The sequence below is a fragment of the Promineifilum sp. (SeqCode) genome (genome assembly GCF_041918635.1).
Classification (GTDB): domain Bacteria; phylum Chloroflexota; class Anaerolineae; order Promineifilales; family Promineifilaceae; genus Promineifilum.
The window spans coordinates 1-8,525 of sequence record NZ_JAYRVJ010000253.1 but is presented as its reverse complement, the minus strand read 5'-3'; the positions used below and the strand labels follow the sequence as shown (position 1 = coordinate 8,525).

Genomic DNA, 8,525 nt, shown 5'->3' with positions numbered 1-8,525 from the left:
CGAGTGGCTGCCCTATGCCGAGCGCCACACGGCGGCCGTGGCCTGCGAGGCGTGCCACGTGCCCACGCTCTACGCGCCGGCGCTCCAGTCCATTGACTGGACGGTGCTCGACGCGGCCGGCCAGCCGGTGCGCGCCTACCGTGGCCTGGAGGGCGACGCGCTCGCTCCGGCGACCCTCATCACCGGCTACCAGCCCGTCCTGCTGCCCCGCGCCAACCCGGACGGCACGACGACGCTGGCCCCGTTCAACCTGATCAGCAGTTGGTACTGGGTCTACGGCGACCCGGCCCGGCCCGTGCCTCTGCGCGACCTGCAAGCGGCCTACTTCAGCGACCCTGCGCAGGGTGAGTATGCCGGCGAAATCCTGGCCTCCTTTGACGGCGATGGCGACGGCCAGCTATCCACGCCAGAACTTAACATAATCACTGACGCCCAGGTGGCGGCCGTCCGCGACCGGCTGGCCGCCCGGGGTCTCGACAACCCGCGCATTGCGGGCGAGGTGGAGCCTTACGGCATCCACCACAACGTCGCCGATGGGGAGTGGGCGACGCGAGAGTGCCGCGCCTGTCACGGCTCAGATTCCAAGCTGGCCGCGCCCATCGAACTCTCTGGACGGACGCCCGGCGGCGTAGAACCAACATTGGCCGAGAATGGACTGGTGAGCTGGCCCGGCGCGATTGAGGCGGGCGAGGGCGGGACGCTGCACTTCGCGCCGGACACGGGCGAGGCCGGCCTGTATGTGCTGGGCCACAACGCGGTACGGCTCATCGACTGGCTCGGCGCGCTCATGGTGCTGGGCGTGTCGGCCGGCGTCGTCGTCCACGGCGGCCTGCGCTTCTTCGCGGCGCGCCGGCGGGCGAAAGAGGCTGGCGAGCCAGGCGCGCCGGCCGGGACGCATCAGGTCTACATGTATGACGTTTACGAGCGACTGTGGCACTGGCTCCAGACGGCGGCCATCCTGCTGCTGCTCTTCACCGGCCTGATCATCCACAAGCCGGATATGTTCGGCATCTTCAGCTTCGCCTACGTCGTTCAGGTGCACAACATCCTGGCCCTGCTGTTGGTCATCAACGCCGCCCTCTCGCTCTTCTACCATCTGGCGAGCGGCCAGATCCGCCAGTTCATCCCCCGGCCGCGCGGCTTCTTCGACCAGGCGGCGCAGCAGGCCATCTACTACCTGCGCGGCATCTTCCGGAACGAGCCGCACCCGTTCGAGAAGACGCGCGAGCGCAAGATGAACCCCTTGCAGCAGGTGACGTACGTGATGGTGCTGAATGTCCTGCTGCCGTTGCAGATCATCACCGGCGCGCTGATGTGGGGCGCGCAGCGCTGGCCGGCCGCAGCCGGGGCGTTGGGTGGCCTGCCCTTCCTGGGGCCGCTCCATTCGCTGGTGGCCTGGACGTTCGCCGCGTTCATCATCCTCCACGTCTACCTGACCACCACCGGCCCGACGCCGGCGGCGGGGATCAAGGCCATGATGCTGGGCTACGAGGCTGTCGAGGCGCACGAGGCCCAGCCCATGGCCGGCACGACGGACTAACGATGGAGAGATAAGAGCTCACGCAAAGAACGCAAAGAAGAAATCTCTTTTGGCGTTCTTAGCGTTCTTTGCGCTCTTTGCGTGAGCTCTTTCCAAGTGAGGCAAGAGAATGACGACGATTTCGACGCCACAGATCGAAGAGACACCGGAAGCCAAAGCGGTCGCCGGCCGGCGCGCCCGGCCCTACGTCCACCCCTATGCCGGCGGCATCCTGCTGGGCCTGGTGCTCTTCGCGACCTTCTTCCTGACCGGCAACGGCCTGGGCGCGTCCGGCGGCATGAACCGGCTAGTCGTCTGGCTGGAAGACCTCCTCGCGCCCGGCCACGTCGATCGCACCGCCTACCTGACCAGCATGGCCGGCGGCGAGGCTAACCCGTTCGATAGCTGGGTCGTCTTCGTCTTCATCGGCCTGTTCATCGGCGGCGCGCTGTCGGGCTGGCTCTTTGGCCGCACGAAGGTCGAGACGCAGGGCGGCCCCCACACCCCCGTGCGCGTGCGCTGGCTATTCGCCTTCCTGGGCGGCAGCGTCATGGGCTACGGCGCGCGCCTGGCCCGCGGCTGCACCAGCGGCCAGGCCCTTTCCGGCGGCGCGGTGCTGTCCGTCGGCAGTTGGGCCTTCATGTTCGCCGTCTTCGCCGGGGCCTATGCCCTGGCCTACTTCGTCCGCAAATTGTGGAACTAAGAATGGCTTACGCAAAGCTAGGGATTAGGGACTAGGGACTAGGGAAGAGCGTTCTTCCCCTAGCCCCTAGCCCCTAGAACCTAGCTTTGCGTGATCCTCTTCGGAGCATGACATGGCGCCGTTTCCGTTAGCACTCGCCGAGCTCATGGGCCACTGGGGCCAATACATCGTGTATCTGCTGATCGGCATCGCCTTCGGCTTCGCGCTGGAGGTGTCGGGCTTCGCCAACGCCCCCAAGCTCGCCGCTCAGTTCTACTTCAAGGACATGACCGTGCTCAAAGTCATGTTCGGCGCCATCGTCACGGCGATGGTGCTCATCTTTCTCGCCTCTGGGCTGGGGTTGCTTGATTTCTCGTTGGTCTACGTGAACCCGACGTACTTGTGGCCGGGCATCGTTGGCGGCCTGGTCATGGGCGTCGGGTTCATCCTCGGTGGTTTCTGCCCCGGCACCTCGCTTGTATCGGCCGCCGTGGGCAAGATCGACGGGCTGATCTTCGTCCTGGGCGTCCTGTTCGGTATCTTCGCCTTTGGCGAGACGGTCGGCTTCTACGAGGAGTTCTGGTACTCCTCCTACCTGGGCCGCTTCACCATCCCCGAATGGCTGGGGCTGCCCTATGGCGTGGTCGTCGTGCTGATCGTGCTGATGGCCCTATTCATGTTCTGGGGCTCAGAGCAACTGGAGCGCATCTTCGGCGGCCGCGACCTGAGCCAGGAACCAAAGTGGCGCATCTACGCCGGGGCGGGGCTGCTCGGCCTGGCCGTGCTCGTCGCCTTCATCGGCCAGCCGGACACGGCCGAGAAGTGGGCGCGCATCGAGGCGACCGAGATGGCGCGGCTGGACAACCGGGAGGTGCAGATCCATCCGGCCGAACTGGCGAAGACCATGACCGACGACACCCTGCGCACCATCATCCTCGACGTGCGCCCGGAGGCCGACTACAACCTGTTCCACCTGCAAGAGGCGCGCCACGCGCCCCTGGCCCAACTGCCGGCGCTGCTCGATGAACTCCACGACGCGCCGGCCAACACCGTCGTCGTCGTCGTCGGCAACGACGAGACCGCGGCCACCGAGGTGTGGCGCTACCTGCGCGCCGAGAGTGTCCGCAGCGCCTACATCCTGGAGGGCGGGATCAATAACTGGTTGCGCACCTTCGGCGACGAGACGTTCGTGGCCGAGAACGCCCTGACCGGCGTCGGGGATGACCAACTGGCCTTCCGCTTCCCGGCGGCCATCGGCTCGGCCTACCCCTTCGCCGCGCCCAACGAGCAGTTGGCCGCGGGCCTGACCTACACGCCCAAGATCGTCCTGGAGGTGAAGCGCGGGCCGGGCGGCGGCGGCTGCGGCTGAGCAGTTGGTTCGTAGTCAGGCAATTTATTGCCGTTCTGCCTGTTCTCGCGCGAAGAACGGCAATAATTTGCCTGACTACGAACCGGACAGGCTGCTGTAGGCGGTTACGCCTGACCCGCTTGCCCGGCCCGTCGCAGTCGGCTACTATCAGGCGCAAGCTATGAGCAACTCAGAGAAATGGCGTGGGTTCGCGCTACTCCCCAGCGACATAGGCCGGCGGGTGAATGCACTGGCGCCGTTCCTCGCTGGTCATGGCGTGCGCCTGGCCTACCTCTTCGGCTCGTTGGTCCGGGCATTCGAGGGCGCGTCCATTCCCGTTCACGATGTCGACCTGGCCCTGCTGACCCCGCCCGGCCAACCGTCCTACCTCCTCCACCAGCCCCTCTGCGAGCACCTGGGCATCGAGCGGCTCGACCTCATAGACCTGCGGCGGGCCACGTCGGAATTTCGCTTTGCGATCATCAGCGAAGGGCGTTGCCTATATGCCGCCGATGACGAGGAGCGGTTGGCCTTTGAGTTGGCGACCCTGCGCGAATACAAAGATCGGGCGCACGTGCGCCGGATGCACGAGCAGCTGTTGCGGGAGCGGTTCGCCCGATGGTCCTGAAACGCGAGAGTGTCAGTGGTCGCCTGGAAGAGCTAGACCGCATTCTGTCGGAGCTACTGCTGTACGAGTCGGTCACGGTAGATGACCTGCTCGACGACCTGAGCCAGCGCTGGATCATCGAGCGCGGCCTTATCGCTGCGGCCGGGATCATCCTGGACATTGCCGAACACATCCTGGTCGCCCACTTTGGCGCCTACAGTAACACCTATGAGGCCAGCTTGGCCGGTATCCACGAGCGCGGTGTTGTCTCCGACACAACGTACCAGCAACTCAAGGGCCTTGGCGGCTTCCGCAACATTCTGGTGCATCTGTATCAGGACGTTGACATAACCCAGCTGTGGCAGAACTATCGCAAGGCGCTCAGTGTTTTTCCTCAGTTTGTGAGAGAAGTTACTGTCTGGCTAGATCGTGTAGATTTATAACGCGCCCAGTACATAGTCAGGCAACGAATGGCCGTTACCCGCGCGAGTGGGAAAAGAACGGCAATGAATTGCCTAACTACGAACCGGACAGGTTGCGCTATGGGCCTATAGGCGATTGCCTATACCATCTGCCACTCCCGCATCGCGGCAGCGCTAATTAGCGCCAGAATCCGCGTTCCATCGGCGTCCCATTCTCTTCTCCAGGCGCAATGCCGTTTATTTGTGCAATTACAGAGAGCATCGCTACAATTGCGCGCCTGTCGGGAGGAGATTAGTCAGCATGAAACCGGACTTTGCGCGGGCAAAAAGCTACGTTTTTGGCCGGTTGGCGCGCGAACTGCCGCCCCAATTGACGTATCATTCGCTGTGGCACACCCGCGACGACGTGTTGCCGGCTGCCCGACGCCTGAGCCGCTGCTCCCGCCTCGATGACGAGACGCGCCTGCTGCTGGCGACGGCCGCGCTCTTTCACGACACCGGCTTTCTCCACAACTACAATGACCACGAGTCGGAGGGTATCGCCATTGCCCGCGCCGCCCTGCCGGGCCTGGGCTATTCGTCGGCGCAGGTCGAGGCTATCGGCCATCTCATCGCCGCCACCTGCATGCCCCAGCAGCCCAGCGACGACCTGCAAGCGCTCATGTGCGACGCCGACCTCGACCTGTTAGGTCGCGAGGACTTCTGGGGCCTGAACCGCAAACTGCTGGCCGAACTCCGCCACTATGGGCTGGCCCCCGAGAGCGAAGCGCAATGGCTGACCGGCCAGACCCGCTTTCTGGAAGAGCACCGCTACTTCTCCGCCGCCGCCCGCGCCCTCCGCGACGAGGGCAAAGCCCGCAACATCGCCCTCATGCACCGCGCCCTGGAGGCGCTGAACGGTTCGGGCGGGCCATATGTTGAGCAGGGTGGGGACTGAGGACCCGCCGCTGAGCCGGCCGCGTTCCCCAAGATATAACTTACGATAGAGGCGCGGTATCCGCTGGCCGGCTATCCTTGGGGGGAAATCGCCGGCAAGGATGCTCTGCCTGCGCCACATCGTTCCCAATTGAACACGCCACTATGACCCAAGAAATAATCACCGTCAGCAACTTCCGCAAACAGTATGGCAACTTTACCGCCGTTGACGACATTAGCTTCGCCGTGACCCGCGGCGAGATCTTCGGCCTGCTAGGCCCCAACGGCGCCGGCAAGACAACTACCCTGGAATGCCTGGAGGGCATCCGCGCGCCGGACGCCGGGCAACTGCGCGTGGCGGGCATCGACCCGACGCGCGACCGGCGCGGCCTGCGCTCCGCCATCGGCGTCCAGCTTCAGTCGTCGGGTATGCCGGAGAGCATCACGCCCGACGAGGCGATGAAGCTGTTCTGCGCCTACCACGGGGCCGCGCCGCGCTACGATCTGTTCGACCGCCTGGGCCTGGCTGAGAAGCGTCAGACGCAGTTTCACGCCCTGTCCACGGGCCAGCAGCGCCGGCTGGCCCTGGCCCTCGCCGTGGCCCACCGGCCGCAAGTCATCTTCCTCGATGAGCCGACCGCCGGCCTTGACGTGCAGACTCGCGTTGAGCTGCATACGCTGATGCGCGAACTGAAGGCCGATGGCGCGACCATCGTCCTGGCGACCCACGACATGGCCGAGGCGGAGGAGATGGCCGACCGCGTGGCGATCCTGCTCCAGGGGCGCATCGTCACCATCGGCACGCCCATCCAGATCACCGCCACGGGCGCGGGGATGACCAAAGTCTCGGTGCACACGGTCGAGGGCCGTCTGCTCGCTAACGGCCACGCCTTCCCGGCTGTCGCCCGGCACACCGTCAAGGACAACTACGCTATCTACTACAGCACCGACATCGGCCGCACCGTCAGCGCGCTCATTGAAGCCGTCAACGCCGAGCACGATACACTGGTCGATCTGCGCGTCGAACGGCCGTCGCTCGAAGACCGGTTCCTTGAACTGACAAATAGTAAGAAGTGACCCCTCGGGAGAAGTACTCATGACCGCTTTCGCCAACCACTTTGGCTTCGAGTTCCGCACGGGCATCCGCAACCGGAGCCTGCTGCTGCTGAACTACCTGTTCCCGCTGGCCTTCTACCTGATGATGGGCTTCGTCATGACGGCGCTCAACCCGCTGTTCCGGGACGTGCTCCTGCCGGCGATGGTCATATTTGCCATCTACACCGCGGCCATCCTGGGCCTGCCGGACCCACTGGTGCAGGCGCGCGATGCGGGTATCTTCCGCAGCTATCTGATCAACGGCGTGCCCCGGCTCAACATCCTGGTCATTCCTGCGCTGACCACCTCGCTGCACCTGGTCATCGTCGCCGCCCTGATCGGCATCACCGCGCCGCTGCTCTTCGACGCGCCCACGCCTGTCAACTGGCCTGCCTTCATCGTTGTCTTCCTGGCGACGCTGTTGGCCTGCGCCGGGATGGGCGTGCTCATCGGCGTCATCTCGCCCAACTCGCGGGCCACAATGTTACTGTCGCAGCTTTTCTTTCTACCGTCCATGCTGATCGGCGGGCTGATGATCCCCTACGGCATGCTGCCGCGCGCGGCCCAGATCGCCGCGCACCTGCTGCCCTCCACCCACGCCATGAACGCCTTCCGGGGCTTGGCGATGGGACAGGCGGCCGATTTCTGGCCGTGGGGCTCGGTGCTGGTGTTGCTGGCCGGGGGCGTGACGGCCTTCGGGCTGGCGTTCTACCTCTTCCGCTGGGACAGCCAGCACACGAAGCGGCGGCTGCCGGTGGCCGCCGCCGCCTTGGCGCTGTTGCCCTACGCCGTGGGCGCCCTTGTTGTTAGCACTTATTGACAGTGGATTGACTCATAACTATACTTCTTAATAGGCTCACTCTTTGAATAAGGGTGGAGCAGCTCTTTGAAAACCTAATACTTAGGAGGTAGTGCATGAACCGCTTCAGTAGTAGCCTTCCGGAGGGTCGGTAAAATGGCCCCCCGGGAGCTCTCTCGTGTGGCGTTTAACTTAGCTAGCTGGATAGCGGCTTACGTGTCCAGACTATTGGTTAAACTGGAACTGCCCATATATTGTGCGTTCTGCATGTATATATACAGTTCTTTCCTGCGAGGAGCGCTTCCCGGAAGATATGATGACATCTTCTTCTGGATAGTGCTGATACAAGGGGTTTCATCGGGTCACTCGGGTGTATTCAGTTCACCCCTGATACGCAAGCTTCTCAGCGTCATCGTGGAGGCAATGTCAGCGAACCTGAAGTAGCCGACCGGTGACGCTCAGGGAGAGTGACCGGTCTTCGACCACGCTAGACTAGGCATAGGGTTTTCACAACAGGCCGCTCGGAAGAGCGGCCTGTTACTTTGATAGACGAAATCTACGCTATGCTAACTTCAGGAGGGTGAGGACGGCCGCGAAGTGACACGCGCTGGCCGCCAGGATGAAAAAGTGCCACACGGCGTGGGTGTAGCGGATTTTGGTCATGGCATAGAAGATTACGCCGACGGTGTATAGCCCGCCGCCGATCATCAGCAGCCACAGGCCGGGGCCGGGAATGTTGGCCACCATCTGCCGCCAGGCGATGATGCTCATCCAGCCCATCACCACGTAGGCCAGCGTCGTCAGCACGACCAGCCGGTCGATGAAGAAGATCTTGTAGACGATGCCGAACACGGCCATCGCCCAAATGATGGTCAGTAGCGTCAATCCCAACGCGCTGCGCATACTGATGAGCACAAAGGGCGTGTACGTGCCGGCGATGAGTAAGTAAATACAGGCGTGGTCTACCTTGCGCAGTATAGGCCGCAACCGGGGCTTTTGCACGCCGTGGTAGAGCGTCGAGGCCAGATAGACTGACAGCAGGCTGATGCCGTAGACGGTGTAGCTGAAAAGGTGCCAGCCCGTCCCCCGCGTCGCGGCCAGGATGACCAGCACGACCAGCGCTGCCACACTGAGCGCT

General features: G+C 63.8%; 9 protein-coding genes. 8 read left to right on the top strand and 1 reads right to left on the bottom strand.

Translation table 11 applies throughout. The features are described from left to right. The 8 genes from ACE3UY_RS08525 to ACE3UY_RS08490 form a co-directional block, all read left to right on the top strand. A partial coding sequence (locus tag ACE3UY_RS08525) for a cytochrome b/b6 domain-containing protein (protein WP_374687116.1) occupies nucleotides 1-1,540 on the top strand: 1,540 nt, incomplete at its 5' end. A gap of 109 nt (nucleotides 1,541-1,649) precedes the next feature. Then, nucleotides 1,650-2,222: a YeeE/YedE thiosulfate transporter family protein gene (locus tag ACE3UY_RS08520; RefSeq protein WP_374687115.1), complete on the top strand. Its 573-nt coding sequence runs from the start codon at nucleotides 1,650-1,652 to the stop codon at nucleotides 2,220-2,222. A gap of 112 nt (nucleotides 2,223-2,334) precedes the next feature. Next, entirely contained in the window at nucleotides 2,335-3,570 is a 1,236-nt protein-coding gene (locus tag ACE3UY_RS08515) for a DUF6691 family protein (protein WP_374687114.1), read from the top strand. 220 nt (nucleotides 3,571-3,790) lie between these two features. Continuing rightward, nucleotides 3,791-4,177 carry a nucleotidyltransferase domain-containing protein gene (locus ACE3UY_RS08510; RefSeq protein ID WP_374687113.1) on the top strand — a complete coding sequence of 129 codons (387 nt, stop codon included), beginning with the start codon at nucleotides 3,791-3,793 and terminating at the stop codon, nucleotides 4,175-4,177. Then, nucleotides 4,168-4,599 carry a DUF86 domain-containing protein gene (locus ACE3UY_RS08505; RefSeq protein WP_374687112.1) on the top strand — a complete coding sequence of 144 codons (432 nt, stop codon included), beginning with the start codon at nucleotides 4,168-4,170 and terminating at the stop codon, nucleotides 4,597-4,599. Before ACE3UY_RS08510 ends, ACE3UY_RS08505 begins: the two co-directional genes overlap by 10 nt. 280 nt (nucleotides 4,600-4,879) lie before the next feature. After that, entirely contained in the window at nucleotides 4,880-5,515 is a 636-nt protein-coding gene (locus tag ACE3UY_RS08500; protein WP_374687111.1) for a phosphohydrolase, read from the top strand. Nucleotides 5,516-5,658: 143 nt separating this feature from the next. Continuing rightward, complete coding sequence (locus ACE3UY_RS08495; RefSeq protein WP_374687110.1) at nucleotides 5,659-6,570, top strand: ABC transporter ATP-binding protein; 912 nt, start codon at nucleotides 5,659-5,661, stop codon at nucleotides 6,568-6,570. 19 nt (nucleotides 6,571-6,589) lie between these two features. After that, a complete protein-coding gene (locus tag ACE3UY_RS08490) occupies nucleotides 6,590-7,408 on the top strand; it encodes an ABC transporter permease (RefSeq protein ID WP_374687109.1) in 819 nt (272 codons plus the stop codon). Between the two features lie 540 nt (nucleotides 7,409-7,948). Here ACE3UY_RS08490 and ACE3UY_RS08485 read toward each other — a convergent pair. Then, nucleotides 7,949-8,525: hemolysin III family protein (locus ACE3UY_RS08485; RefSeq protein WP_374687108.1), on the bottom strand; the 577-nt coding region annotated here is incomplete at its 5' end.